Genomic DNA, 25,842 nt, shown 5'->3' with positions numbered 1-25,842 from the left:
TTACCGCGCGAGACACCGACGGATGGCTGACCGACACAAAATGGCGTTTTTCGATTGGGTCATTGCCGCTGGCCTTTGCACGATGGGGGTCTACATCGGCTTGCTGCTTGCTACGCTGATCACGATGGACGGTGCCGCCTTCTGGCTGACCGTGATCTATGTTCTGATCCCGTTCGGTTTCGTATTCTTGTTCATCTATTACATGAACGACTTGGGCGACTGGATTTTTTCAGGCAAGGTCAAGTCCTCTGCCCCGGCGCGGATGCGCAAGCGCAGACCCGTCCTGTTGTATTTCAGCGTGCCCGCAGGTGTCATCATCGGTGTGATCGGCGCACAGTTTGGCTTGGGCGAGCTGCTGTTGTAAGGACAACACCCCTACGCCGGATAATCCCGCGCAAACACCCATGTATCCCCCTCGGACAGGTCCGCGTCATACGCATACCCGCCGCTGGTGAACTGCTTGATCCCCTCCGCCTCCGTCACACGGTTTTCCACGATGAACCGCGCCATGGCCCCCCTTGCGCGTTTGGCGAAAAAGCTGACGATGCGGGGTTTGTCGTCTTTGACTTCCATGAAACTGGGGGTGATGACGCGCAGTTTCAGCGCCTTGCGGTCCACCGCGCCGAAATATTCCTGACTGGCGCAGTTGACCAGCGTATCGGTCCCGACCTCCGCCGCCCGCGCGTTCAGCGCCTTGGCGATGGTGTCGCCCCAATAATCATAGAGCGACGCACCGCGCCGCGTTTTCAGCTTGCTGCCCATTTCCAGACGGTAGGGCTGGATCGCGTCCAGCGGGCGCAGCAGGCCGTAAAGCCCCGACAGGATGCCCAGATGGTCCTGCGCCCAGGCCAGATCATCCTCGGACAGGGTCTTGGCCTCCAGCCCCTGATAGGTATCGCCGTTAAAGGCAAGGGCTGCGGGTTTCACCGCATCGGCCGCAGGGTCGGCCGCGAAAGCCTTGAAACGGTCGCGGTTCAGGCGGGCCAGATCGTCGGAGATCGCCATCAGGCTTTTCAGATCGCCCAAACTCAGGCCCCGCGCGGTTTTCGCCAGCCGCACGGCATCGGCCTGAAACGCGGGCGCAGTGGCAGGCCCCTGCACAGGGTCCATGTCCAGCGATTTGGCGGGGGAAATCACAACAAGCATCACGGCATCCTTTCGACTTTGTCCCAGGATGTAACATGCCTGCGCGCGATGACCAGCACCGGCGGCGCGTCAGTTCAGTTGAAGCTGCAGCGGATAGTGCCCGTTCTCGAACGGGCCGAACATATCGTCCAGATCGGGGTGATCGACAGGTTCACCGGACTGGTCTGCAACAAGGTTCTGCTCGGACACATAGGCGACATAGAAGCTCTGCTCGTTCTCGGCCAGCAGGTGATAATAGGGCTGATCCTTGATCGGACGGCTGTCCTCGGGGATCGCGTTGTACCATTCGTCGGTATTGGCGAACATGGCGTCCACGTCAAAGATCACGCCGCGAAACGGGTGTTTGCGGTGCCGGACGATTTGTCCCAAATGGTACTTCGCGTGCTTTTTAAGCATGATTTGCGCCCTTTCACCCCCTTATAGGGGGATTTCCGCGTCAGAGTCCACGGCTGACGAAAGGGCACAGCCATCGTTTCCGCCGGGGGATTTCCGCGCATTTGCACTGAAAATGTGATGGCCTTGTTGCGCCTTAGGCATTTCCAGATCGGTCCGGGCGCGCTATGGTGCAAAAAAACAAAACATGGCGACGGGCGAATGAGCAGATATCTCCGCGCACTGGCACTCTTGGTGTTTCTTGGCAGTTGCGGCAGCAGCGCCCAGAACTTCTCGGCGCCGCGCAATCTTGACGACGCATGCAGCATCGCGAGCGAGCGACCGCATTATTTCCGGGCCTTTCAGGCGGCCGAACGGAAATACGGCGTGCCGGTGCCCACGATGATGGCGATGATGTATCAGGAAAGCAAATTCATCGGCGATATCCGCCCGCCGCACACCTATGCGCTGGGGGTCATCCCGATCGGGCGGCAATCCTCGGCTTTGGGCTATAGTCAGGCGCTGGACGGCACTTGGCGCGAATACCAGCAAGAGGTTGCCGGATCGCGCGCACGGCGCGAGGATATCAACGCTGCCACCGATTTCATGGGCTGGTACATGACCAAGACCGTCGCCGAAACCGGCGTGCCGCTGAATGACACGCGCAACCAGTATCTGGCCTATCACGACGGGCGTCAGGGCTATCTGCGCGGCACATGGCGGTCGAAAGCATGGCTGATCCGCATCGCGGGCGAAGTCGAGCAGCGCGCGTTCATGTATGACGCGCAACTGCGCGCGTGCCGTCGGCGGTGAATTCCGAGAGAGGCACGCGCATGATGATCCGCATGATTTGCACAGCCACGTTTTTGGCGCTGCCTTTTGCAGGGTCGGCCCATGCGGCGACGGTCAGCTGTTTCACCAATATCGACGGGCAGCCCTATCAAATCTTTTACAACGACGCAGAGCCTTACTATTCGTCGTTCCGCGAACGGTTCTTTAGCCGCGACACCTGCCCCGGTGCCGTGGTCCTCGCCTTTCTGACGCCGGAACTGACCCCGCAGGAGCGTGAAGTCTTCTGTTCCAACTATGATCCCGCCACAAAAAGCCATTCGATGCCCGCGCAGGGCCGCCGCGATGCCTTTGGCCGCTGCGTGGAACCGTCGCGCACCTGCCGTGTGGTGAATGCGACCAAGGATCAGGCGCTCGGGCTTGTCGGTCTGGGCGAAGAGACCGAGGACGCCGAAGAGACCACGCTCACCAACCGGCTGACATCGACCCTGTCGGCGGTGACGCACAGCTCTGGCGCGATGATCCTGTCGGGCAATGCAGGTACAATCGCCAGTCTCTTGCCGCAGGCAGGCAGTGCCGTCGGCTCTGCACTTGCCGCACCCACGGTGCTGGCAGGGGCCGCAGCCAGCGTCGTCGTCATCGGTGGTGCCGTCTATCTGTGCGGCGACTGACAGGCGGTCAGATCAGCCAAAGCACGCCCGCAGTTGCAAGCGAGGCAATGCAAAGCACAGCCGCCAGCGCGGTCATCCGCCAGGCAGGCTGCGAGGCTGTGTCGTGGCTGTCGATCCGCACCTGCGCCTTGTGCGACCGTTGCGCGGCCGCCGCAAAGATCAAAAGTGCGGCAAGGATGAAGATAGAGGCTGTCGCCTTGGCGATCCATGCGGGCTGCAATTCGCCGAACACCGCATGCAGACCGATGGCCACTGCCAGCGCCGTCATGCCCGTCCGCATCCAGCCCGCGAAGGTACGTTCATTGGCCAGAAGCGTGCGGTCCTCGGCCCAGTCAGTGCGGTCCTCGGCCCAGTCTGTCTTGGAATGGCTGGGGTGATCGTCTTGCATGTTGCCTCATTGTGCAGGCTGTCGCTGCATCAATGATCGCCTTGGCCGAAGGTTCCAGCCAAGGCTGCGCTTTTACTCGAAACCGCGCCGGCGCATTTCGGCGTTGATGTTGAACATGATATCCCCGATCACGGCCCCCGTGGTCAGATCGTTCAGCACCAGCGTGGTCTGGGTGCCCAGATCATCGGTGATGATCCACTGGCGCAGCTCGACCGGATTGGCGGTGAACACCATCTGGATATTGCCGTATTGCGGATTATCGGGGTCCTGTGCCGTGACCGTGGTCGTGGTGCCGTCGGACACGACACCTGTCACCATACGCGCGGCTGTCAGATCGACGTTGCGCTGAAGGATGATGTTCAGCGGCGTCTGGTTCAGCGGATAGCGGTCCGGTCCCGTGTTCGAGCGCGGATCAAAGATAGCCAACTGCCCGCCGGTCGCAAGAACCAGCGATTCCTCGGGCGGGTTGTATTCGAACCGGATGCGGCCGGGCCGCTTGATATAGATCTGGCCGGTGGACAACGTGCCGTCGCCGTTGATCTGGGTGAACCCGCCCTGTGCAGTCTGCAACTGGTTGAGATAGTCGGAAATCTGAGGCAGGGTCAGTTGCTGCGCCGAGGCGCCGACCGCATAGACCGACAAAGCGAAGGTCAGAAGAATAGTTGTGATGCGCGTTTTCATATGCCGTACCTATGTTGCGTGAAGGGCTTTTGCACCCTCTGGACAGCCACCACAACAGCAGGTGCGCCCGCGCTAAGCGATATCATGCCGGATGTTTCCCGATAGCGGTTGCAGCGCCAGCCTGTCGTCAAGCAGGAACAGATCGTCGATGAACCGGCCAGTGACACGCCCCAGATGCGGCTTGCCCAACAACTCGGACGGTGCTGTGATTGCCATCTGCAGCGCCTGTTCCAGCGGCAGCCCCACCTGCCCCGCCAGCCGCTGCACCCCCCAGAGCATGGTGGCATGCGCCCCAGCCAGATTGCCTTCGGCGTTGATAAGACGGCCATCGCGTAGTGCGATCCGCTGGCCGTAAAGGTCGAAATGATCCGGCCCGCCGACGGTTGGCATCGCATCCGAGACCAGCACCATCCGCCCCGCAACAGGGCGCGCGCGGCAGGCCAGCGCCACCATCGCATCGTCCACATGCGCCCCGTCGCAGATGATCCCGACATAGGCGTCACTGTTGATCGCGGCACCCGCGAGACCGGGTGCGCGCCCCTGCATCTGCGACATCGCGTTGTAAAGATGCGTGACCGAGCGCGCGCCTGCGGCAAAGGCGGCGTGGGCCTGTTCCGCTGTCGCATCCGAATGGCCAAGCGAGACGATCACCCCCATCTTGACCAGCGCTGCGATCCTGTCGATGGGCACCACCTCGGGGGCAAGGGTCATCATCACGGTCACGCCTGCCGCACGCAGTTTGCGCACGACGCCCAACGTCGCGTCATCGAACGGACGGACATGCTCGGCGGCATGGGTGCCACGGCGCGCGGCGGCGATATGGGGACCTTCGATATGCAGCCCCGCCTGCCCGCAAAGCGCCTTCATCGCGATCACGGCATCGGCGGCCTTGGCCAGAACCGCGGGCGCGTCGGTGATGACAGTGGGCATCAAGGCGACGGTGCCGAAACGGCGGTGGGCGGTGGCAATCGTCATCAGCCCCGCAAGCGTGGGTGCGGCATTGAACAAGACGCCCCCGCCGCCATTCACCTGCAAATCGACGAAGCCGGGGATCAGGACCCCCTGCACGGCGTGCTGCGGTGCATCCAGTGGCACCTCGGCCACGCGACTCATATCCGTCGCACGCCCGTCCACCACCTGCACTGCCATGCCGGACAGCAAGGCGCCATTGTCAAAAACCTGTTTCGGGATGATCCAGCCGTCAGTCATGTGCCACCTGCCATGCGGCATAGGCCGCGCCACGGGCACCACTTGCCGCGCCCCCTTCTGCGCGCAGGATGACAGGACTGCCAAAGCCGTCGAACTGCGCCTGCGCCACTGCTGCCGTCAGATCCGCGACAACCCCCGGAATATCGGACAACCCGCCGCCCAGCACAACGCAATCAGGATCAAGCGTCAGCGTCAGCGTCTGGATCAGATCGGCCGTCAGCGCGCACCACAAATCCCAGACAACCTGCATCGCCGGATCGGTCGCGCGCGCGGCCACGATCTGCGGCGCGCTCAGCTCTTGCCCGGTCAGGGACTTGGCCAGCCGCGCGATCCCTGCCCCGCTGATCAGCGTCTCGATACACCCCCGCCGCCCGCAGGGGCAGGCGACCAGCGGCAGGCCATGCGCCTGCACCAGATGCGCGGGTGCAGACATATGCCCGACCTCGCCGCCAGTGCCCGAGGTGCCCGTTTGCAACCGCCCGGAGCACACATGCCCGCCGCCTACGCCCGTCCCGATGACCAAGGCAAAGACCGACGCATGGGACCGCCCCGCGCCAAAAACCGCCTCGGACAATGCCAGCGCGCGGCTGTCGTTGAGATAGCTGACAGGGCGGCCCAGCGCCTGCGCCAGATCCGCGGGCAGCGGCTTGCCTTGCGCTGGCAGATTGGCGGCAAGCACGACACCATCGCGCGGCCTGACCGCGCCGGCAGCCCCGATCCCGACAGCTACGGGATCACCGCTCATCGAATCCGCCCAGACAACCAAATCACAAAGCGCCGCGACCAAGGCCGGATAGGTGGCTGGGGTCTCGATCCGCCGACGGTCCGCCATCCGCCAGTCGGGGGCGAAAAGCTGCGCCTCGATCTTGGTGCCGCCAAGGTCGATGCCCAGCGCCATCATCGCGCAGCGCCCGTACAAGAAAGGTCAGGTCCAAGGATCATGGCTGCCAGTGATGACGCAAAGGTGAAGGGTGGGCAAGCGCCCGCTGCTGCCGCGCGACAATTGTGGAAAGGGCTATTTGATCCAGACTTCGATCCGGCTGTGCGCGGGTCCGTCCACCTGCCCCTGATAACAGGTCGTGCGGGACACACCACCAAACCCCATCGATGTGACGCTCAGGTCGTTGCCGGAAATGACCCCGGACGCAAAACTGTTGAACGCCGCGGCCATCGCGGCGGCAGCGGCAGACGACCTGTCTATCGCGTCCGCAGGGCCATTCACGCTATCCGCGAAGCCTACGAAAATCACCTGCCGGCCCGCATAATCGGGCTGCGACAGGGCCGCGACAAGGTTCAGCATCATCGCGCGGTTCCACGCGCCTTCGGCGGCGCTGGCTGGCCCACCGGACATCGTGGGTGTCAGCCGCTTGGCTTCGAACAGCGCCTGATACATCTGCGCCGCAACAAGGCGTTCCTCGGGGGCGGGATTGGCGGTCAGCAAGGCGGTCAGCCGGATATTGCGGTCCACGGGCGCCTGCTCGCGCGCTGCGTGATCGACGAACCCCTGCTCGGCCATCAGGTCCTGCACCACATCGGATGTCGCGAAGTCGAACAGCTGCGCCGGCAGTCCGGTCGTCGCAGCTGTGTCGAAACGTGCGACCACGGGTCCGATCAGCGGATAATCACCCGACGCGATGGCGAAATCTGTCGGCGCCAAGGCTATCCCGCAGGACCCGGCGACCGGCAGCACTTTGGCAGGTCCCGTACGGCCGACAGTCACAACGCTGATGCTGCCCGCAAAATCACCAATCGCCGAGGTGATGCCGGTTTCATCGGCCATGGTCAGCACGTTATCCGCAATACCGCGACCCGCAGGTTCCATGACAGTCGCAATGAATGCGTCACGTAACTCGTATGACACGGGCAGTTGCAGCGGCAGAACAGCAAGGTTGGCCCCGCCGATCTGCGACCAGTTGGTCACCTCGCCTGCATAAATCCTTGCAAGATCGTCAATCGTGATCGCATCCACGCCCACGTCACCTGCGGCAACCACCGCGAAAGCCCGCAAGGCGACCATCTGTTGCGCTGGCGCGTCGGCTGTGGCCCAGCCAGCCGGGCCGACATAGGCCTGCGCCGCGCTGCCCGAAAGCCCGGTTGTGGCCAAAACGATGTCGGCAGGATCGTCTCCTGTCGCCAGCGACAGCGTTGCGGCTGTGTCACCCTCACGCAATGTCACTGTGCCATCCCCGTCGATGTCGACAGCGACATTCGTCTGGCCCGCGGCAGCGAAAGCCTCTGCCAGAGCGCGATAGGCCCCCCGATAGGCCCCTGCAGCAAAGCCGACCGCCAGCAGATCCGGGGCGGTCGCGGCATCGACCAGGCTGTCATCAACCACGCCTGCAAAGGCCTCTGCGGTCAGGCCGAATGTATTGCTTGCCAAAATCTCGGCGCAGCCCGCACCATAACAGACCACCGCCGAGGCTGGCACGCTGACCGGGCCAACGGTGGATTGGATCGTGACCATTGTGCCATTGAAACCGGTGATCTCGCCCTCGACGCTGATGAATTCATCGGACGACCGCAATTCGACGACCTGTCCAATCAGCACCGATGGTGCCACGCTGCAAGCGAGGACGGTTGCGAGGGTTCTGAACGATCTCATATGTTGCTCCTGTCGGTGGGTGCCGCCACGAAAGAGGCGGACGTCGTTACCTGTGGAACAAAGCAAGCGATTCTGGCAAAATTTGGATGATCTGCTCAAAAGAGCAGAATTGTCGGCCCCATGGCAACAATCTGTGCCCTAAATGGCTAATCGCGGGGCAAATCGCCCAGCGTAAGCCCCGCGAAGTCAAAAAGCTTGGGGTCCAGCAGATGCGACGGCCGCGCATTCATCAGCGACCGGAACATGACCTGCCTGCGGCCGGGGCTGTTGCGTTCCCAGCCATCAAGGATTTGCTTGACCTGCTGGCGCTGCAACCCGTCCTGCGACCCGCACAGATCGCAGGGAATGATCGGGTAATTCATCGCCTGCGCGAATTTCTCGCAATCCACCTCGGCCACATGGGCAAGCGGGCGGTAGAGGAACAGATCACCTTCCTCGTTCACCAGTTTCGGCGGCATCGTCGCCAGACGGCCACCGTGGAACAGGTTCATGAAGAAGGTTTCCAGAATGTCATCGCGGTGATGGCCCAGAACGACGGCGGAACAGCCTTCCTCGCGCGCGATGCGGTAAAGATTGCCGCGACGCAACCGCGAACAGAGCGCGCAGAACGTCCGCCCCGCAGGCACCTTGTCCATCACGATGGAATAGGTGTCCTGATATTCGATCCGGTGCGGCACGCCCATCCGCTCCAGAAATTCGGGCAGGACCGTGGCGGGAAATCCGGGCTGGCCCTGATCGAGATTGCAGGCCAAAAGATCGACCGGCAACAGCCCGCGCCATTTCAGCTCATAAAGCACCGCCAGCAGGGTATAGCTGTCCTTGCCCCCCGACAGACAGACCAGCCATTTCGGCGTGGTCCCGTCCGTGCGGCGTTCGATCATCCCGTATTGTTCGATCGCTTCGCGCGCATAACGCACAATCCGTTTGCGGAGTTTCTTGAACTCCGTCGTGGTCGGCGCGCCCTCAAACAGCGGGTGTATTTCGGTTTCATCCAGCATAGCCGCGCTATGCCAGATTGCAGCATCTCTGCCTAGAGGCATCCGAACAGGCCCGCGGGCCGTATCAGGAAAAAGACGGAGTGAATGATGCGCCTGATCGCCCTTGCCGCCCTCATGTTTCTGGCCGCCTGCACGGGCAAGCCGTCATTCGACGACCCTGCCCTTAGCGACCGACAGCTCAACCTCGAAGAATTCTTCGACGGCGATCTGGTGGCTTATGGCCAGTTTCAGGACATCCTTGGCACCGTGCGGCGCAGTTTCGTCGTGACCATCGCGGGCGACTGGGACGGCGAACGCCTGCGGCTGGTCGAAGATTTCGTCTATGAGGACGGATCGACCGAGCAGCGCATCTGGACGCTGGTCAAGACCGGCCCCGACAGTTGGGAAGGTACAGCCCCCGGCGTCATCGGCACGGCGACAGGGCTGGAACAGGGCGACAGGTTCAACTGGCAATATGAAATCGACCTGCCCGTGCCATCAGCCGACGGCACCGCCGAGACGCTGCGCGTGACCTTCGATGACTGGATGTGGCTGTTGGCCGACGACCGCTTGCTGAACCTTGCTTATGTCAAACGCTTCGGGTTCGATATCGGCACGGTCACCATTTCGTTCGAAAAGCTGGATTAATCCGGCACGTTGTCGATACCGCTGCGCCCCCAAGGGTGGCAGCGCAGGATGCGCCGGAACGCGAGCCAGCCCCCCTTGATCGCGCCGTGTTTTTCCAGCGCTTCCAGCGCATAGGCCGAACAGGTGGGATGATAGCGGCAGTTGAACCCGACCCACGGCGAAAAGATCAGCCGATAGGCGCGCACAGGCAAGGACAGGACATAGGCAAAGGGCGTCATGTATGGACCTTTCGCAAGGCGCGCCGCAGGTCGGCGACAAGCGCGTCAAAGGGCAAGGATGCCGTCAGCGCATGCCGTCCGACAAGCACATAGTCCCAACCGTCACGCCCATGCGCGGGCAGGACCAGCCTAGCAACTTCGCGCAAACGACGCTTGGCACGGTTGCGGGCCACGGCATTGCCGACCTTCTTGGAACAGGTGTAGCCAACGCGGATGCCCGCCGCCTCGCCCTCGGCGCGTTTGCGGGCCTGCAGGTGGATACCGGGCGTGCCTTGCCGCAACGCATGGGAGGCGCGCACAAAGTCGGCCCGTTTGGTCAGGACCGTCAGACAAACGGAAACCGCCGGAGCGCCCGTGTCAGGCTCAGCCGGCGGTTTCAAAACGCTCAAGACGTGAAAGCGCTTACGCGCTCAGCTTTGCACGGCCCTTGGCGCGGCGTGCGTTCAGGATCTTGCGACCTGCTTTGGTCGCCATACGTGCGCGAAAGCCGTGGCGGTTCTTGCGAACCCGGTTGGATGGTTGGAACGTACGCTTCATCGCGTGTCCTCCGGTTGAAGGCCAAATCCAAGGCAGGATTCGAAGCCGTATTACATGTCAGACCTGCTCCTTAGAGGGGGCGTCGGGTGCTGTCAACGCGCTTGACCGGTCACCGGGACAAGATTCTTGGCCTTGCGACTGAAACATCTGCGCGGTTTGCATCAATGCGGCGTGAGGTGGGTATCGCGGGCGGTACGAAGCATGCATCTAGCGTCGTGACTGCTGCAAAACCGAAAGAACATCCATGACCGACGCCAAGGCCAACCCGATCCTGCGCAAGCTGCCGCTGATCATTATCCTTGTTGCCGCCCTCGCCGGTGCGTTCCTGCTGCGCGACTATCTGTCGTTCCAGGCCCTGTCCGACAACCGCGAGGCGCTGCTGGCATTTCGAGACGCCAACTACCTTGGCACGGTGCTGGCCTTTATCGCGGCCTATGTCGTGATCGTGGCCTTTTCACTACCCGGCGCGACCATCGCCACACTGACGGGCGGCTTTTTGTTCGCGACCTTTCCGGGCGCCTTGTTCAACGTGATCGGGGCGACACTGGGCGCGGTCATCATCTTTCAGGCTGCGCGCTGGGGCCTTGGCGACAAGCTGGCCGCGCGGATGGACACATCCGAGGGTACCGTGAAACGGATCAAGGACGGGATCGACGCCAACCAGTGGGAAATGCTGTTCCTGATCCGGCTGGTGCCTGCGGTGCCGTTCTTTGTGGCCAATCTGGTGCCCGCGCTGGTCGGCGTGCCGCTGTCGCGCTTTGCGATCACCACCTTTCTGGGGATCATCCCCGGGGGCGTTGTCTATACATCGGTCGGCGCGGGTCTGGGCGAGGTCTTTGCACGCGGCGAGACCCCGAATCTCGGCATCATCTTCGAGCCGGCCATCCTTTTCCCCATTCTCGGGCTCTGCGTTCTGGCGGCGCTGCCCATCCTGATCAAGGCCCTGCGCGGCAAGAAAGGTCTTTAACCCATGAACCGGATCACAACGGATATCTGCATCATCGGCGCCGGATCAGGCGGGTTGTCGGTCGCGGCGGGGGCGGTCCAGATGGGCGCCAAGGTCGTGCTGATCGAAGGGCACAAGATGGGCGGCGATTGCCTGAACTACGGCTGCGTGCCGTCCAAAGCGCTGATCGCCTCGGCCAAGCAGGCCTATGCGATGGGGCATGGCGCGAAATACGGAATCGGTGCAGTTGACCCATCAGTCGATTACGCCGCCGCCAAGGACCATGTGGCCGACGTGATCGCCACCATCGCGCCCGTCGACAGCGTCGAACGGTTCGAAGGGTTGGGCGTGCATGTCATTCAGGACTACGGGCGCTTCATCTCGAAAACCGAGGTGCAGGCTGGTGACACGATCATCACCGCACGGCGTTTTGTGGTGGCGACAGGGTCCGGCCCGCTGGTCCCACCGATCCCGGGGCTGGCGGATGTGCCCTATCACACCAACGAGACCATCTTCGATCTGCGCGAAAAGCCCGACCACCTGATCATCATCGGTGGTGGCCCCATCGGCATGGAACTGGCACAGGCGCACCGGCGGCTGGGCTGTCAGGTGACCGTGGTCGAAGGTGCCAAGGCCTTCGGCAAGGACGACCCCGAAACCGCAGCGATCGTTCTTGATACGCTGCGCGAGGAAGGCGTGGTCATCATGGAAGACGCGCAGGCCGAAAAGGTCAGCCAGTCAGACGGCAAGATCACCGTCCACACCCCCAAGGGTGATGTGACCGGCACCCATCTGCTGATCGCGGTGGGACGCAAGGTCAACACCGACAAGCTGGATCTGGAAAAAGGCGGCGTTGCCTATGACCGCAAGGGCCTCAAGGTCGGGCCCAACCTGCGATCGGTGACCAATCGGCGGGTTTATGCCGCCGGTGACGTGGCAGGCGGGCTGCAGTTCACCCATGTCGCGGGCTATCACGCCAGCGTGCTGATCCGGTCGCTTCTGTTCGCACTGCCGTCCAAGCAGCGCACCGACCATATTCCTTGGGCCAGCTATACCGACCCCGAACTGGCGCAGGTCGGTCTGACAGAGGCGCAGGCCCGAAAGAAATATGGCCCCAAGCTCGAAGTGGTGCGGTTCGATTTCCACCACAACGACCGCCTGATCGCCGAACGCAAAACCAAGGGGCTGGTCAAGGTGATGGTCGTCAAAGGACGCCCTGTGGGCGTGTCGATGGCAGGCCATATGGCGGGCGAGTTGATCGGCATGTGGGCCATGGCCATCGCCAACGGGATGAAAATGTCCGCTATCGCACAGACAGTCCTGCCATATCCCACGGTAAGCGAGGTTAACAAACGCGCTGCAGGTGCTTATTTTAGCCCAAGACTTTTTGAAAACCCCACTGTAAAGCGGGTTGTCGGTCTTGTGCAGCGTTGGTTGCCCTGACCTCAGCGAGGGACGATGGTCAATTCTCTTTCAGGGCGATTTCTGATCCTGACAATCATCTTCGTGATGATCGCGGAAATCTTCATTTTCGTCCCCTCGGTCGCGCGGTTCCGCGAGGATTATCTGCTTGCCCGGCTGGAACGGGCGCAGATCGCGTCCCTTGCCGCCGAGGTGGACGCCATGATCAGCCCCGAGCTGGAAGCAGAGCTGCTGCAGAACGCCGAAGTCTACAACGTCGTGCTGCGGCGCGATGAAATCCGCCAACTGGCGCTGTCGTCCAAGCTGCCTGCGCCCATTGCGACCACCTATGACATGCGCGACCCGTCGGGGGTGACGCTTGTGGGCGATGCCTTGCGCACCTTGCTGCAATCAGAAGACCGGATCATCCGCGTCATCGGGAATCCGGTGCGCGACGGTGGCCAGTTGATCGAGATCACGATGGACGAACGCCCCTTGCAGGCGGCGATGCGGGAATACGGGCGCAACATCCTGATCCTGTCAGCCTTCATCTCGGTCGTCACGGCCAGCCTGTTGTTCTTTTCAGTCCAGATCCTGCTGGTGCGCCCGATCAAGGGCGTTGTGGCCCATATGCAGAATTACGCCAAAGCCCCCGAGGATGCCCGCCAGATCATCACCCCCACTGCCCGCGTGCGCGAATTGCGCGACGCAGAAGTTGCGCTGCAAGTGATGCAGACCCAGCTGACGGGCGCGCTGCGGCAGAAAGAACGGCTGGCCCAGCTTGGCGGCGCTGTCGCCAAGGTCAGCCATGATTTGCGCAACATCATGACTTCGGCGCAACTCTTCACCGACCGGATCGGCGGATCGGACGACCCGCTGGTCAAACGGATGGCCCCCAAACTGGTCAATTCCATCACCCGCGCGGTAAACCTGTGCGAAACCACGCTTGCCTTTGGCCGCGTTGATGAACCGGCCCCTGCCCTTGCCCGCGTGAACCTGTCGCGCATCGTCGAGGATGTCGTCGACAGCGAACGGCTGGCCGCAGGCGATTACCCGCTGTCCTTTGCCGAGGACATCCCCGCCACGATGACCCTGCGCGCGGATGGCGAACAGCTTTACCGCGTGATCTTCAACCTTGTGCGCAATGCCCGTCAGGCGATCATGGCCACGGGCGAGCCCGGCGAGATCGGCCTGCACGCGGATGAGGATGAACTAGTCTGGCGCCTGACGGTCCGCGACACAGGCCCCGGCATGCCCCAGAAGGCGCGCGAGCACCTGTTCCAGCCTTTCCAGGGCGGCGTGCGCAAGGGTGGCGCGGGCCTCGGCCTTGTGATTGCCGCCGACCTGATCCGTGGCCATGGCGGTCGACTGGAGCTGCGGGACACCAGTGACAAGGGCACGACGTTCGTCATCCAGCTGCCAAAAGCCGACCTCGCGCTGGCAGATACAACGCAATGACAAGAAATCTGTTTTGCCCCTTGCATCATCCAGCCCCTGAGTCTAAATCCAGCCTCACGCGGATTGGTAGCTCAGTTGGATAGAGTACTTGACTACGAATCAAGGGGTCGGGGGTTCGAATCCTCCCCAGTCCGCCATTAGCCACTCTGGCACTGAAATCTCTCCATTTTTCGGGCAGATTGCCACCCGGTGCAGGGCGGTTTGCAACAGTCGGCTTACCGTAATTCATCCTGAACATGTGTCGAATGGCCAGCACTATGCTGGTCGAGACATTCTGGCGCGCAGGATCGCGGCACGAGGCGTCGTCTTTGATCGCCTTGGTCTGTGCATCTGTCGGGAAACCTGTTGCTGAATAGCCCCTAGTTTGCTAGACGCCTTGCAGTTTCAGTTTCTGCTGCTGTTCGAAGGCGATCGGTGACAGCATTCCGTTCCTAACGTGTTTGCGCTGCGGGTTGTAGAAAAACTCGATGTAGTCGAACACGTCGCGGCGGGCTTCTTCGCGGGTTTTATACTTTCTGCGCCGGATGCGTTCGCGTTTCAGCAAGTTGAAGAAGCTCTCGACGACAGCATTGTCCCAGCAGTTGCCACGGCGGCTCATGCTGGGGAGCAGATTGTGCTGTTCGAGGAACTCCTGCCACTCATAGCTGGTGAACTGGGAACCTTGGTCAGAATGCACGTGGACCTTGGTCTTTGGTTTGCGCCGCCAGACGGCCATGAGCAGGGCTTGCAGCGGCAGGTCGGCATAGGTGCGGCCCTGCATCGACCAACCGATCACCCGCCTGGAAAACAAATCGATCACGACGGCCAGATACAGGAACCCCTCATGGGTGCGAATATAGGTAATGTCCGTGACCCAGAACTGGTCAGGGGCATCGACATCGAACTCCCGGTTTAGGGTATTGGCCGCCACGACAGCAGGGCTGCCACCGTAAGAGCCCGGCTTCTTTTTGTAACCAATCTGGGCCCTTATGCCCGCCAGACGGGCCAACCGCCACGCCCGGTTGGGGCTGATGTCTTCGCCGAGGTCGCACAGATCATCATGCAGCTTGCGGTATCCATACACCTCGCCGCTGTCATCCCAGGCCTGCTTCAGCAGCACGGTTTGACGCTGATCCTCCAGCGCCCGTTGGGAAAGGGGTTCGCGCAGCCACGCATAGAAGCCGCTGGGATGAACAAGCAGCATCCGGCACATCGCCCGGACCGCAAAGATCAGCCGGTTCTCCGCAATGAACGCATACCTCACCGGGATTCCCTGGCGAAGTATGCGGTCGCCTTTTTTAAGATGTCCCGTTCCTCCGTCACTCTGGCAAGATCACGCTTGAGCCTGCGGATCTCGTCGGCCTGCGCATCCACTTCTTTGATCACCTTCGCTGGGCGCGAAAACAGCTTCTGCCAAGTATAGATCGACTTCGTGCTGACGCCCAATCGCTCGGCCACCTCGCGCACCGGGTAACCCCGATCCTCGACTTGGGCCACTGCATCGCGCTTGAACTCGTCTGTGAATTTGTTTGCGGACATCTCGTCCTCCTTGCTTCCAAAATTACCAAGCAAGGCCTCTACAAATCTAGGGGCTATTCATGCTGACCACTGTGGCGATGTCGCCTTCCTGTCTGGCTTCGTCGCTGCGGTAAGGACCATTCCGATCGCGGTGGTATGACGGGCTGTTAAAGAGCACCCACCCCGAACCGACAGAACAATACGCCTTATGATTGCAGCCGCAATCGTGTCGTCATGAACCGGGGCATCTGGAATATGGCCTGCTCAGGGTGCAAAGGTCAGGAATTTCCATGATTTACTGACGACAAAGTGCTCACTGCATGTCAGAGACACCCGGGGCAAAAACCCCGCCCCCCGGCGCGGCAAAAAGGCAGTCGCGGCGTTTTTCAACTTTAACAGGACTATTGACGACTGCCAACTTGCATCCAAAGGTTGTTTCCGCCACAGGTCAGATACAAAAGGCCAGAAGGAAACTCTGATGTCATCAAGTAAACTCCCCCCTGATGGAGAGCGCTATCTTACCGAATTTGAAGGTACGATCGAGCTTGAGCACCTTCACCGGTATCAACTGGCACGGACACTGACAGCGGGGCGTGACGTGCTCGATCTCGCCTGCGGTGAAGGTTACGGATCCGACATACTGGCCGCCACCGCGAAATCGGTCGTGGGGATCGATATCAGCCCCGACGCTGTCGCACATGCAAAGGCGCACTACACGGATCCCAGAATTTTCTTCCGGGTCGGAAGCGCGACTGACATACCGCTTCCGGATGCATCGGTCGATATGGTCGTCTCGTTCGAGACGATCGAGCATCTTGTCGACCACGATCGCATGATGCAGGAATTGCGCCGCGTGCTGCGACCCAACGGGCTTTTGCTGATCTCAAGCCCCAATAAACTCGAGTATTCCGACAAACCCCGCTATACAAACCGCTTTCATCTCAGAGAGCTTTATACGGAAGAGTTTGTCGCGCTCGTCGACCGCTATTTTGCCAAGACCAAGCACTATGGCCAGAAACTGAGCGCTGCATCGCTGATCGCTCATGATACCGACACCGGCCCTTTCCACTTCTTTGCCGGCACGGGCGTCCGGACCGGCATTCCAGAAGCGCGCTATGATCTTATCGTGGCAAGTGACGCGGATCTGCCCGAGATCCCGCATTCTGCCTATGAAATCTCCACGAGTCCGCTGCAACCCTACGCCGCCGAGGCGCTCCAAAAAGAGGCCGCAAAGCAAGCCCTTGCCCTGCGGCAGGAGGTCGAAAGCGCCCAAAAAGCCCTGCAGGACACAAGAGAGAAAGCGGCGCTGGATATTGCCGCGGCCCAACAGGACAGGCACGAGCTTGCCTTGAAACTTGCCGCCAGCGAACGCCGCGCCGATGAACTGCGTGACGCGATCGAAGACGCACAAAGCGCGCTGGAAGCGGCCCATCAGAACGCCGCTTTGGAGACGACCGCAGCGCAGGAGGAACGGCGCGAGCTTGTCGCAAAGCTGGGGTCGATGGAACACTATTGCAGTGAACTGCGTGCAGCAATCGACGAGGCTCAACGCGCCCTGCAAGAGGCCCAGGACAAGGCGACCCTCGATACGGCGGCCGCGCAAGAGGAAATGCGTGAACTTGTCTCGCGACTCGAGGCAAGCGAGCTTTGCGCCAATGAACTGAACCATCATCTCGCGCATGTGATCAACGTGGCCAATGACCTGCTAGGCAGCAAATGGTGGCGCATGACGCGCCATCTTCGGCGGTGGTCGAACAGCTTGCGCAAACGGCGGAACCGTCCCAAGAAATGGTGGCCGGATCGTTTGGTCATGCCCGCCGTGTCGTTGCGTGTCCAACCCGCGGCCGCCCAAGACGATGAATGGCCGACCTATACACCGGTCGCGGGCGTGGTTCCGCCTTTTGGCATATCGAATGATGACCGCAGTATTCCGGTGGTGCCCTATTCCACCGTCAGCGAAGACTTTGTGACATACGCCGACCACGACCCGATCGACGCCGCTGTCCGTGCCATTGCCTTCTACCTGCCGCAGTTCCACCCTTTCGCGCAGAATGACGAATGGTGGGGCAAGGGGTTCACCGAATGGACCAACGTGGGCAAGGCGCGGCCCTTGTTTCCGGGACACTACCAGCCGCACTGCCCGATCCATCTTGGCTATTACGATCTTCGGGTTCCGCAGATCATGCAAGAACAGGCCAGACTGGCCCGCAACTACGGCGTCTCGGGGTTCGCCTATTATTTCTACTGGTTCGCCGGACAGCTTTTGATGGAAACCCCGCTGGAGGCGATGCTGGCCGACCCAGAGGTCGATCTGCCCTTCTGCATGATCTGGGCGAACGAGAACTGGACGCGCCGCTGGGACGGGCAGGATCAGGAAGTGCTGATCGCGCAGGACCATTCGCTCGACGATTCCAGTGCGATGCTGGAATATTTGCGCAAGTTCATGGAGGACGACCGCTATATCCGGGTGAATGGCAAACCGCTGTTCATCATTTATCGCGCGACGCTGATCCCCGATTTCGCCGAAACGCTCAAAATGTGGCGGGCCGAGGCCAAGCGTATGGGGCTGGGCGATCTTTATGTCGTCTCTGCGCAGACATTCGGACATGCCGACCCCAGAGATCTGGGTCTTGATGCCGCTATCGAATTCCCGCCGCATAACATCACCCCCCGCGAGGTCAGTGGCCTGATCCCGCGTCTGGCCAAGGATTTTCAGGGCGGGATCTATGAATACCCCGAGGTCGTCAGCACCGCGACAAGACAGGATGAACCGGATTATACGCTGTTCAGAACCTGCATGTTGTCTTGGGACAATACGGCAAGACGCAACCTTCGGGCATCTGTCTTTACAGATTTCAGCCTGACCCGATACGCACAATGGCTATCATCCAACGTCGAACGCGCAGCCAAAGACCCCCGACGCAGCGATGACGAACGGCTGGTCTTTATCAACGCGTGGAATGAATGGGCCGAAGGCACGCATCTGGAGCCGGATCAAAAGCACGGGTTCGGCTATCTCGAAGCGACAAGATCGGTCATCAGCAACTATCCCAAGGATGCGGGCAGCGTCCTGCGCCCTGCCATCCCCGACACAACCACGGCCCGCTTTGCCGTTGTGGCCCATCTGCACTATGCAGATACATGGCCCGAACTAAGAGACGCGATCGCGGCCCTGCCACAGATCGACGTTTATGTGACGGTCACCAGTATCGACCTTGCCCGCACCATCGTGGCCGATATGCCGTCGGCCATTGTCGAGCTTGTCGACAACCGTGGTCGCGATGTGCGCCCGTTTCTGTTGACCATGCAGCGCATTGCCCATCTTGGCTATCGCGCAGTCTGCAAGGTGCATGGCAAGAAATCGGTCTACCGCGTCGATGGCGACACCCTGCGCCAGCAGCTTTTCGGGTCGCTGATCAATGCCGACCTGATGACCCGCTTTGATGCCGATGACCGCCTTGGCCTGATCGCACCGACAGCCGCGATGCTGGCCCATGATGCCAGAAACATGCAGAGCAATCAGGAGATCGTCGATGCGATTTCAACAGAAATCGGCATCCCCTTCGTCACCGGCCGGTTTGCCGCCGGCACCATGTTCTGGGTCGATCCGCGCGCGATCGCGCCTCTTCTCAAGCTGCGGATCAACGATTTCGACATCGAGCGTGGCTTGGCCGACGGCACCCGCGCCCATGCAATCGAGCGTCTGTTCTGTAACGTGTGCGAAACGCAGGGGTTTGCGGTGGAAACGGTTGGTTGAACGTCGTGCTCGCTCATGCAAACACTGAATTACTTACACTAGGCAGTCCCCGTACCATAACCGTTCAGCGGCTGACCAGTTCGGATTAGCATTATAGAGATCTTCCAGTTGATTGCGCGTGAACCAAAACTCGCTTTTCCGAACATAATTGAACTTATTTTCATTCAATGAGCGGTCAAGAGGCTCTAAGGCTTGGCCTAGAAAATTCTCAAAGTCTGTGTGTAGACTTTCCAGTCGAAGCCAAGTGTTCACTTCTGGAGAGTTGTAGTAGTCAAAGGTTTTATCAGCGCTATTAATCATCCCAGAATTTTCAAAGAATTGCCCACACTCAATCATTTCGCGAGTAGCAAGTAGATTTGGTGGGCGAGAAAATTCATAATGGACTCGGCTGAGAATCCAATCCGGCAGGCGCCTGAATATACAGACGATTCTCTTTCCCTCGGAAGAAAACTCTTGGTCAATCGTCTTTCGATCAATGATGTTCTGGTGCCATATCACATTTGTGTAGTCTATTTCATCAAACTTCACTTCTGGATCGTCGCCAAAGTTTTTGCGAAGGAGCGCCTCTGCTGACGTTCCGCCGCACTTCGGAAAATGAAGCCAGATCCAGTCTTTTCCTACTATCATGCTACCGCGGTCCTCAAGTTTGCGCCTCTACTGACGCTTCGGTTTTCTTTTGCAAGAGCCGCATCGCATTACTTTACGCCTACCACTCTTGTCTGATCTCGTGCATCAGTCACGCCGATGGCGTGCGATCTGCGTGCTTCCATTTCCTTCGGCTAATAGATGGCTCGCCCGCGCAGCGTACGCCGCGCCAACAGACTTATTCTATCAGAGGTAGAGCTTACGCCGCGCTCGTCTGGTGGTCCACCCCACCCGCGCCTGCATGACGTACTTCCGCCGAACCACATCGGCGAATTGCGTCTGACGATGCACCTCAAAAGCTGCTCTCACGTCTCGCAGCCGGTCTGCAGTTCTCTGTTGATGGAAGAAATTCTCGCTCAAAGTGCCGCTGAAACGACGCGACCTTCCCGCCAGTTGACGCAACGCGCAGCTTGGGGGGGTGTCTCTGCCGGATTGAGCTGACCGGTCGAAAGGGGCCGCTCTGCTGTGCAGAGCGGCGCGCGTTCTAGAACTTGCCGATGATGTTGACGAAGACGCCTTCATTTGCGTTTTCGATGGTGCGCAGGTCGTCGGAGACGGCGCCCCACAGATAGCCGACGCCGATCCGGGCATTGGGCGAGATTTCGCGGTAGACGCCCAGAAGTGCTGCGTAATCGGTCGTGTCTGCCGTGTCGTTGTGGAAGGCGCGGAATTCGCCCATCACGTCCCATTTCTGCACGATGCGGTAATCAACGCGGGCCACGCCAAGGTGGCTGAGCGATTCAAAGCTGTCGCCGCTGATCCGGTCGGTCTGCTCGCGCTGGCGCAGGCCGTATTTGAGGCCCAGCGTCCAGCGTTCGTCCAGATCATAGCTCAGCGCTGCGTTCAGGATATGGCTTTGCTGGCGCGGACCGTTCACGTCGCCATCAATATTGACCTGATCGGCACCGGGCTGGTCGTCAAGGAAAGTGTAGCCCAGCAAGGCGTTCAGCCGGTCGTTGTCGACAGGACGGTAGGCATAGCCCAGACGCCCTTCGACATAGCGTCCGTCACGCAGCGACGCATCGTCACCGCGGGACAGGACCAGATCGAGACCCCCGACAAACCGCCAGTCATCCGTTGTCCGGTAGGTGATATCACCGCTGACCAGCCACGAGTCGCGGCGGGTGAAGCGGGCGGGATTGTCAGACCGGTCCTCGCGGTATTCGGTGCGCAGACGGTAGTTCAGGTCCTCGCCGTAATTGTGGTCAAGACCGAAGGACAGGCCGTCACGCGTGACATTGGTGCCATCCGCCTCGCGCGTCTGCCCGCTCAGCAGGCCCACCGTATAGGTGCGCGCATCGCTGGGCGTATAGGTGACGCCATAGGTGCTCAGCATCGACCGCCGGTCGCGCAGGCCGCCCATCACGGTTTCCGTGGTCACCGCCCAAGCGTCGTTGATTTGACGGTCAGCCCCGAATGTCAGGCCACGCCGCCCGGTCCCGAACAGATCCGCCGCCTGGGTCGCGTCCTCACGCAGCCCAAGCCGGTAGGTCGAAGCCGCCGTGGGCCGGTAGGACAGATCAGCCGTGCCGGCAAACCCCTGCGCGCCTGTCGAGACCTGCGCGGACAGCGCCATCGCGTCGGTCAGGTCAACCTCGGCACCTGCGCCGATCCGGCTGTCGCTTGCCACATCGCCGCTGTTGCGCAGGCTGCCCTGGCCAAAGACCCAATAGCTTGCGTCATCTGCCGCATCCCATGTCAGGCGTGCGCCCAGATCGGTGCGCGATCCGTTATCGCCCTCAGGCGCAGTTGCGGCCAGATTGCGCCGCTCCAGATGCGCCAGCTCCACCGCCAGCGTCAGATCGTTGCCCAAGGCGGTCTCGACGCCGACACGGGCTTTCTGCCCGCTGCGATCGGCGTTCTGGCGTGCCTCTTCGGCACCGAAGGTCAGCGTCATGCGGCCAACCCCGACAGAGCCGTCGATGCCATAGCTCGACTGGTCCTCGGCGGCATTGTAGTCGGGCGACCAGAAGCCCGCCTCGCGGTCTTCATACCAGCCCAGCACATAGCCCTGCCCGCCAAAATCCGCCAGATCCTGACGCCCTTCGACGCGGACACCCAAGGCTTGCCGGCCACGCAGACCGGCCGCAACCTCGTCAGCATCCAGATCCAGACCACCCGTCAGCGACGGGCGCGCGTTCAATCCGGGCCCTTCGCTTTGGGCGATATCCACGGACAGATAGGTGCCGTCGTGACGGCGCAACAACAGATCGGCCCCGACAAGCGTGTTGTCGGCAAGACCGGAGGTCTCACGCGCCCCGCTGGCCCCGACCCGCAGTTGCGGCGTTATCCACGCCTCGGCCCGCCCGCCGAAAGTATCGGCAAGCGCGGCACCCGCCGCGGGAACATAGTCATATTGCGCAACCAGATTGACGTTATAGTCGCCAAGTGGCCGGTCAGCGATCAAGCCCGGACCGCCTGCCGAAGGGCTCAGCGGCGCGTTCAGGATCACGACGCCTTGCACATAATCGATCCGGTAGTCGCGCCCTTCGATCAGGCGGCTGCTCGAGACGATCCGCCCCGACAAAGGATCACGCACTTCGACGATCAGCGTTTCGGTGCCGGATTCGATATCGCGGCGCGACAGGAAATAGGAACTGCCGCCCGTGCCACGGAAGATATCGCGCTGCGTCAGCCGGTCGACCTGCGCGGCATAGCCGCTCAGCGCGGCGCGGGCCTCGCCATCGGGCGTGACGGCGTCGCTTTCCCACCGGCCGGACGCGCCATAAAGCGTCCGGTCGGTGCGCACGACACGCGACAGATCGCTTTCAGGCCGGAAATCGCCCCACATGATATGGCTGTTGTCGCGTTCCAGCCGCAAGAACAGCTTGCCGGAGGTCGGGGCAAGGTTTTCCGTCCGGCTGTCGTCACCGGTCGTCACCCAGACATCGCGGTCCTCGATCTGGCGCAGGACCTGATCGGGATGGCGGCGGGTGACGTCACGGAACAGATCGCGCAATTCATCGTCACGCGTATCGACCGACGCGCGCAGACGGGTCCCGTTGGCAAAGACGCCATCGACAAAGCCCGCCACACGGCCAAAACGGTAGGTTTCGTCATTGCCAAGATCGCGGCCCAGCGTGACCTCTGCGATACCGGTCGCAAAGATATCGCGCTGCGGGATTGTCACGGTCTGGGTCTGGCTTTCAGCACCGGCACTGATCGTGACATCATGTGTGCCTGGCGGCAGAATACGCTGGATCACGAAGTTGCGCCGCAAATCCGGCTGGATCTGTTCGCCCATCAGCCGCAACCCGCCCCGCGCGGGCAAATCATTGCCAGAGACAGTCACAACGGCACCCGTCACCGGAATGCCGCGCCGTGCCGTCCGGTCCTCGCCTTCGCCTGCAGCGATGGCCGGTTCGGTCAGGTCTGCCTCGGCAAGACTGCCGTCGCTGCGCACAAGCGGCAAGGCGACCGTTTCGTCGCGCCGCCCCTGGGCATCATAGGCGCGCAGGATAAAGGCCATTCTCTCGGGACCATCCGCCGGCATGGTCCAGTCGACCGTGCCATTCGGTGCGGTCTGCAGAACAGCGACCGGCCTGTGCGGCGCGGCCGGATCGACAACGATGATCTCGGCGCGGTCAATCCACGCAGGATAATTTGTCGAACTGCGGAACGTGATCCTATCTCCGGCCTGGTAGCTGCGCCGCAAATCCATCGTCGCCACGTTCAGGACCGGCTGCGCGCCAAGCCTGTCCACCGTCACGCGCAGGCCCATCTGGCTCAGGCTGCGATCCACCTGGCGCAGACGGTCCGTGGCGGCAATGGCGCCTGCCACATGCTGACGCTCTGTCGTGGCCCCACCATCGATCGAGATCGAAAAGCCCGCAGCCCCCAGATCGCCCGCAGAGCTGTGCCCCGCCGTCGTCGGGCCGGGCCGGCTGACAACCAACCCCGCGTTGTCATGCACACAGCCCGCAGGCAGCGCCCCCGCGACAAGCGCGCAATTGGGCGTTTGCGCCCATGCCGCCGTGCCGCCCAACCCGACAGCCAGTGCAAGGACCGAGACCAAAGTGCCGCGCGGGGCCACTTTTTCAAACTTGTTCAACATCACTCTTTCCTCACTCCTGGCCAGCCGGCGCTGCAAGTCTTTCGACAAGCGTTTCGACTGTCAGCGCATACCGACCGGTGTCAGACCACAAGCGTCTGATTTGCTGTTCGACCGCCTGCAACCGCGCATGGCCCAAGCTGTCCGCTTCGCCCGCCGCAGCCTGATAGCTCAGCCTTATCACCGACGGCCGGGCCGCGACCTGCCCGACAAGGCTTTGCAACCCTGCCTGCAACTCCGGGCTCAGTTCACCGGACTGGCTGAACGCACCGGCCGACAGATCCACGCGTGCAACCGGGATCTGGGCTGCGCCAAAGTTCATCTTGGTCAGCATCCCCGGCGTCAGGCGCACAACGCGCGGATTCTCCGTCGTCATGCGATACCCCAAAGGCAAAGTCCGGTCGTCAAGCCGCAGCATGAGGTTCGACCCGATGTCGCGCGGCAAGGCCGCACAAGGCAGGCTGAACCGGCCATGTTCATCGGTTGTCACCGCAATCCCGTTCGGCGTGACCAGCCGGACACCCGCAAGACCAACCTCGCGACGCGGCTCTGTTGCCTCGGGCTGGGACAATGCCCCCGCCTTGCCGCCGTAATAGGTCTGGTCGGTAATCGCGACACGATCCTCGACAGGCTCGTCATTGAAATAGCCGTCATGGTTGATGTCGTCGAACACACGCCCGATCACCGTCGAACACTGGAACACCGGTTCTGTCACCAGACGCACGGTCGCTGTCGCCACAGGCGTGATCGCAGCCCCCGTGACGGGGTTCACACCCACGGCACGGTTGGTATGGTCTCCAGCCCCGACCGACGGCCCGACATAAAGATCATAGCGCACGACAACAGTTTGCATCGGTGCCAGTTGGATCGCCTGCCACGTCAATTGCTGACCCGCACCCGCAGGCTCTTGTGCAACACCGTCAACCATCCCGCTGCCAGACTGATAGCGGAAGCCCGCAGGCAATATGTCAACAAGATCAAGCTGGACCGCCAGCACATCGGACCTGTTTTCGATCTCCAACTCATAGCCCACCAGATCGCCGACAGCGACCGAGCTGCGCGCAGCCATCTTGCGCAGAAGAAGGCCACCACCACTCAACCCGTTGGCCACCGAGGCCACGTCACTGACAATCACCGGCTCACCTGACGACATGGCCACTCCATTGACCGTGGCCAGCAGGCTGATCGTGCCATTGGTCCCATCTTCCTCGGTGACCGTATAGGTCGTCCCGACGCAAACGAGGTTCACCGTTTGACCCGGCGCCAGCGATACAGTCTCGCAGCTGAAACCCGGCAAAAGCAGGCTCAGACTGGCCGGATCAATCGTCACCTCGGTCAGCGTCACATTGCCCGCGTTCGTCACAGCAAAACTATAGACAATCTGGTCCCCGGCATCGGTGATCGCATTGCCGTTGTTATCAATCACATCGACAACAGTGATGACCAATGCAATCGCGGGATCCTGCGCCAGTGTCACCACAGTCGGCGTGCCGGGGGTCTGCGCGCCCGGAGGCACCGGCGCGCCGGCCGCATCCGTGCCCGCCGCCGATTGCGCGCTCACAGGCACGCCCGCGGGGTCATCGCCCGTCGCTGTCGCAAGGTTCGTCACCCCGCCCGCATCCACATCGGCCTGCGTGACCACATAGCTCGCGCTGAACGCCGCAGAGGCGCCCGGCGCAAGGCTCGCCACGCCCGCCGGCGCGATCGCCGACAGGCCGGGCAGCGGATCGCTGACCGCCACATCCGCCAGCGTCACATTGCCGGTGTTCGTCACGTCGAATGTATAGGTGATCACGTCACCCACAGCGCCCGCGCCACCCAGTGCCGCCGACTTCACCACCGCAATCGC

The 25,842-nt window shown here is 61.5% G+C and carries 23 protein-coding genes and 1 tRNA gene; 9 read left to right on the top strand and 15 right to left on the bottom strand.

Translation table 11 applies throughout. From position 1 onward, the window contains the following. Positions 1-22 precede the first annotated feature (22 nt). Complete coding sequence (locus tag VCK47_RS15205) at positions 23-364, top strand: hypothetical protein (RefSeq protein WP_322891649.1); 342 nt, start codon at positions 23-25, stop codon at positions 362-364. An 11-nt stretch (positions 365-375) separates the two neighbouring features. Here the strand turns inward: VCK47_RS15205 and yaaA are convergent, their stop codons facing one another. Beyond that, the gene (yaaA, locus tag VCK47_RS15200) at positions 376-1,146 is read right to left on the bottom strand and encodes a peroxide stress protein YaaA (RefSeq protein WP_322891650.1); all 771 of its coding nucleotides are present in this window, start codon (positions 1,144-1,146) and stop codon (positions 376-378) included. 69 nt (positions 1,147-1,215) lie between these two features. Then, positions 1,216-1,542: a heat shock protein HspQ gene (gene hspQ, locus VCK47_RS15195; RefSeq protein ID WP_322891651.1), complete on the bottom strand. Its 327-nt coding sequence runs from the start codon at positions 1,540-1,542 to the stop codon at positions 1,216-1,218. 198 nt (positions 1,543-1,740) lie between these two features. Here hspQ and VCK47_RS15190 point away from each other — a divergent pair, with 198 nt between their 5' ends. Both VCK47_RS15190 and VCK47_RS15185 read left to right on the top strand, forming a co-directional pair. Beyond that, a complete protein-coding gene (locus VCK47_RS15190; RefSeq protein WP_322891652.1) occupies positions 1,741-2,331 on the top strand; it encodes a transglycosylase SLT domain-containing protein in 591 nt (196 codons plus the stop codon). A 23-nt stretch (positions 2,332-2,354) separates the two neighbouring features. Next, positions 2,355-2,978, top strand: a complete 624-nt coding sequence (locus VCK47_RS15185; protein ID WP_322891653.1) for a hypothetical protein — start codon at positions 2,355-2,357, stop codon at positions 2,976-2,978. 7 nt (positions 2,979-2,985) lie between these two features. Here VCK47_RS15185 and VCK47_RS15180 read toward each other — a convergent pair whose 3' ends face one another. The 6 genes from VCK47_RS15180 to ttcA form a co-directional block, all read right to left on the bottom strand. Further along, complete coding sequence (locus VCK47_RS15180) at positions 2,986-3,366, bottom strand: DUF202 domain-containing protein (protein WP_322891654.1); 381 nt, start codon at positions 3,364-3,366, stop codon at positions 2,986-2,988. A gap of 72 nt (positions 3,367-3,438) precedes the next feature. After that, complete coding sequence (locus VCK47_RS15175; RefSeq protein WP_322891655.1) at positions 3,439-4,047, bottom strand: outer membrane lipoprotein carrier protein LolA; 609 nt, start codon at positions 4,045-4,047, stop codon at positions 3,439-3,441. A gap of 72 nt (positions 4,048-4,119) precedes the next feature. Beyond that, positions 4,120-5,256 carry an N-acetylglucosamine-6-phosphate deacetylase gene (locus tag VCK47_RS15170; protein WP_322891656.1) on the bottom strand — a complete coding sequence of 379 codons (1,137 nt, stop codon included), beginning with the start codon at positions 5,254-5,256 and terminating at the stop codon, positions 4,120-4,122. Beyond that, positions 5,249-6,157, bottom strand: coding sequence for an ROK family protein (locus tag VCK47_RS15165; RefSeq protein ID WP_322891657.1), 909 nt, complete (start codon positions 6,155-6,157; stop codon positions 5,249-5,251). Before VCK47_RS15165 ends, VCK47_RS15170 begins: the two co-directional genes overlap by 8 nt. A gap of 114 nt (positions 6,158-6,271) precedes the next feature. After that, complete coding sequence (locus VCK47_RS15160; protein WP_322891658.1) at positions 6,272-7,858, bottom strand: PstS family phosphate ABC transporter substrate-binding protein; 1,587 nt, start codon at positions 7,856-7,858, stop codon at positions 6,272-6,274. Between the two features lie 146 nt (positions 7,859-8,004). After that, positions 8,005-8,856, bottom strand: coding sequence for a tRNA 2-thiocytidine(32) synthetase TtcA (gene ttcA / locus VCK47_RS15155; protein ID WP_322891659.1), 852 nt, complete (start codon positions 8,854-8,856; stop codon positions 8,005-8,007). A gap of 87 nt (positions 8,857-8,943) precedes the next feature. Between ttcA and VCK47_RS15150 the strand changes: the two genes are divergently transcribed. Continuing rightward, the gene (locus tag VCK47_RS15150; protein ID WP_322891705.1) at positions 8,944-9,483 is read left to right on the top strand and encodes a DUF3833 family protein; all 540 of its coding nucleotides are present in this window, start codon (positions 8,944-8,946) and stop codon (positions 9,481-9,483) included. On the opposite strand, the gene yidD is transcribed toward VCK47_RS15150, so the two are convergent. Genes yidD through rpmH form a run of 3 tightly spaced genes read right to left on the bottom strand, consistent with a single transcriptional unit; the run spans position 9,480 to position 10,238 of the window. Continuing rightward, positions 9,480-9,701: a membrane protein insertion efficiency factor YidD gene (gene yidD / locus VCK47_RS15145; RefSeq protein WP_322891660.1), complete on the bottom strand. Its 222-nt coding sequence runs from the start codon at positions 9,699-9,701 to the stop codon at positions 9,480-9,482. The genes VCK47_RS15150 and yidD overlap by 4 nt on opposite strands. After that, positions 9,698-10,081 carry a ribonuclease P protein component gene (gene rnpA / locus VCK47_RS15140; protein ID WP_416236682.1) on the bottom strand — a complete coding sequence of 128 codons (384 nt, stop codon included), beginning with the start codon at positions 10,079-10,081 and terminating at the stop codon, positions 9,698-9,700. The genes yidD and rnpA overlap by 4 nt, the downstream gene beginning before the upstream one ends. A 22-nt stretch (positions 10,082-10,103) precedes the next feature. Beyond that, positions 10,104-10,238: a 50S ribosomal protein L34 gene (gene rpmH / locus VCK47_RS15135; protein WP_007204042.1), complete on the bottom strand. Its 135-nt coding sequence runs from the start codon at positions 10,236-10,238 to the stop codon at positions 10,104-10,106. Between the two features lie 244 nt (positions 10,239-10,482). Between rpmH and VCK47_RS15130 the strand changes: the two genes are divergently transcribed. The 4 genes from VCK47_RS15130 (at position 10,483) to VCK47_RS15115 (ending at position 14,180) form a co-directional block, all read left to right on the top strand. Continuing rightward, positions 10,483-11,205, top strand: a complete 723-nt coding sequence (locus VCK47_RS15130; RefSeq protein ID WP_322891662.1) for a TVP38/TMEM64 family protein — start codon at positions 10,483-10,485, stop codon at positions 11,203-11,205. Between the two features lie 3 nt (positions 11,206-11,208). Beyond that, entirely contained in the window at positions 11,209-12,627 is a 1,419-nt protein-coding gene (locus VCK47_RS15125) for a dihydrolipoyl dehydrogenase family protein (RefSeq protein ID WP_322891663.1), read from the top strand. A gap of 15 nt (positions 12,628-12,642) precedes the next feature. Then, on the top strand, positions 12,643-14,043 hold the full coding sequence (locus VCK47_RS15120; protein WP_322891664.1) for a HAMP domain-containing sensor histidine kinase: 1,401 nt from the start codon (positions 12,643-12,645) through the stop codon (positions 14,041-14,043). Between the two features lie 60 nt (positions 14,044-14,103). Continuing rightward, positions 14,104-14,180 (top strand) — tRNA-Arg (locus VCK47_RS15115). A 230-nt stretch (positions 14,181-14,410) separates the two neighbouring features. Here VCK47_RS15115 and VCK47_RS15110 read toward each other — a convergent pair. After that, positions 14,411-15,561 (bottom strand): IS3 family transposase gene (locus VCK47_RS15110; RefSeq protein WP_416236632.1). Its coding sequence is split into 2 segments (ribosomal slippage): positions 14,411-15,312 and positions 15,312-15,561, totalling 1,152 coding nucleotides; the frame shifts between segments, so codons are not numbered across the junction. A gap of 457 nt (positions 15,562-16,018) precedes the next feature. Here VCK47_RS15110 and VCK47_RS15105 point away from each other — a divergent pair. Then, entirely contained in the window at positions 16,019-19,297 is a 3,279-nt protein-coding gene (locus tag VCK47_RS15105) for a glycoside hydrolase family 99-like domain-containing protein (protein WP_322892261.1), read from the top strand. Between the two features lie 33 nt (positions 19,298-19,330). Here VCK47_RS15105 and VCK47_RS15100 read toward each other — a convergent pair whose 3' ends face one another. The 3 genes from VCK47_RS15100 to VCK47_RS15090 form a co-directional block, all read right to left on the bottom strand. Further along, on the bottom strand, positions 19,331-19,924 hold the full coding sequence (locus tag VCK47_RS15100; protein ID WP_322892262.1) for a hypothetical protein: 594 nt from the start codon (positions 19,922-19,924) through the stop codon (positions 19,331-19,333). Positions 19,925-20,426: 502 nt separating this feature from the next. Further along, positions 20,427-23,996: a hypothetical protein gene (locus tag VCK47_RS15095; protein WP_322892243.1), complete on the bottom strand. Its 3,570-nt coding sequence runs from the start codon at positions 23,994-23,996 to the stop codon at positions 20,427-20,429. Positions 23,997-24,006: 10 nt separating this feature from the next. Next, the coding region (locus VCK47_RS15090) for a hypothetical protein (RefSeq protein ID WP_322892244.1) at positions 24,007-25,842 on the bottom strand (1,836 nt) is incomplete at its 5' end.

The organism is Yoonia sp. 72, assembly GCF_034652275.1.
Lineage (GTDB): Bacteria > Pseudomonadota > Alphaproteobacteria > Rhodobacterales > Rhodobacteraceae > Yoonia.
This window is presented reverse-complemented; position numbering and strand designations above follow the sequence as displayed.

Bases quoted from the DNA above. Each gene is read 5' to 3' on its own strand.
- VCK47_RS15205 (WP_322891649.1), top strand. From the start codon at position 23: ATGGCTGACCGACACAAAATGGCGTTTTTCGATTGGGTCATTGCCGCT.
- yaaA (WP_322891650.1), bottom strand. From the start codon at position 1,146: ATGCTTGTTGTGATTTCCCCCGCCAAATCGCTGGACATGGACCCTGTG.
- hspQ (WP_322891651.1), bottom strand. From the start codon at position 1,542: ATGCTTAAAAAGCACGCGAAGTACCATTTGGGACAAATCGTCCGGCAC.
- VCK47_RS15190 (WP_322891652.1), top strand. From the start codon at position 1,741: ATGAGCAGATATCTCCGCGCACTGGCACTCTTGGTGTTTCTTGGCAGT.
- VCK47_RS15185 (WP_322891653.1), top strand. From the start codon at position 2,355: ATGATCCGCATGATTTGCACAGCCACGTTTTTGGCGCTGCCTTTTGCA.
- VCK47_RS15180 (WP_322891654.1), bottom strand. From the start codon at position 3,366: ATGCAAGACGATCACCCCAGCCATTCCAAGACAGACTGGGCCGAGGAC.
- VCK47_RS15175 (WP_322891655.1), bottom strand. From the start codon at position 4,047: ATGAAAACGCGCATCACAACTATTCTTCTGACCTTCGCTTTGTCGGTC.
- VCK47_RS15170 (WP_322891656.1), bottom strand. From the start codon at position 5,256: ATGACTGACGGCTGGATCATCCCGAAACAGGTTTTTGACAATGGCGCC.
- VCK47_RS15165 (WP_322891657.1), bottom strand. From the start codon at position 6,157: ATGATGGCGCTGGGCATCGACCTTGGCGGCACCAAGATCGAGGCGCAG.
- VCK47_RS15160 (WP_322891658.1), bottom strand. From the start codon at position 7,858: ATGAGATCGTTCAGAACCCTCGCAACCGTCCTCGCTTGCAGCGTGGCA.
- ttcA (WP_322891659.1), bottom strand. From the start codon at position 8,856: ATGCTGGATGAAACCGAAATACACCCGCTGTTTGAGGGCGCGCCGACC.
- VCK47_RS15150 (WP_322891705.1), top strand. From the start codon at position 8,944: ATGCGCCTGATCGCCCTTGCCGCCCTCATGTTTCTGGCCGCCTGCACG.
- yidD (WP_322891660.1), bottom strand. From the start codon at position 9,701: ATGACGCCCTTTGCCTATGTCCTGTCCTTGCCTGTGCGCGCCTATCGG.
- rpmH (WP_007204042.1), bottom strand. From the start codon at position 10,238: ATGAAGCGTACGTTCCAACCATCCAACCGGGTTCGCAAGAACCGCCAC.
- VCK47_RS15130 (WP_322891662.1), top strand. From the start codon at position 10,483: ATGACCGACGCCAAGGCCAACCCGATCCTGCGCAAGCTGCCGCTGATC.
- VCK47_RS15125 (WP_322891663.1), top strand. From the start codon at position 11,209: ATGAACCGGATCACAACGGATATCTGCATCATCGGCGCCGGATCAGGC.
- VCK47_RS15120 (WP_322891664.1), top strand. From the start codon at position 12,643: ATGGTCAATTCTCTTTCAGGGCGATTTCTGATCCTGACAATCATCTTC.
- VCK47_RS15105 (WP_322892261.1), top strand. From the start codon at position 16,019: ATGTCATCAAGTAAACTCCCCCCTGATGGAGAGCGCTATCTTACCGAA.
- VCK47_RS15100 (WP_322892262.1), bottom strand. From the start codon at position 19,924: ATGATAGTAGGAAAAGACTGGATCTGGCTTCATTTTCCGAAGTGCGGC.
- VCK47_RS15095 (WP_322892243.1), bottom strand. From the start codon at position 23,996: ATGTTGAACAAGTTTGAAAAAGTGGCCCCGCGCGGCACTTTGGTCTCG.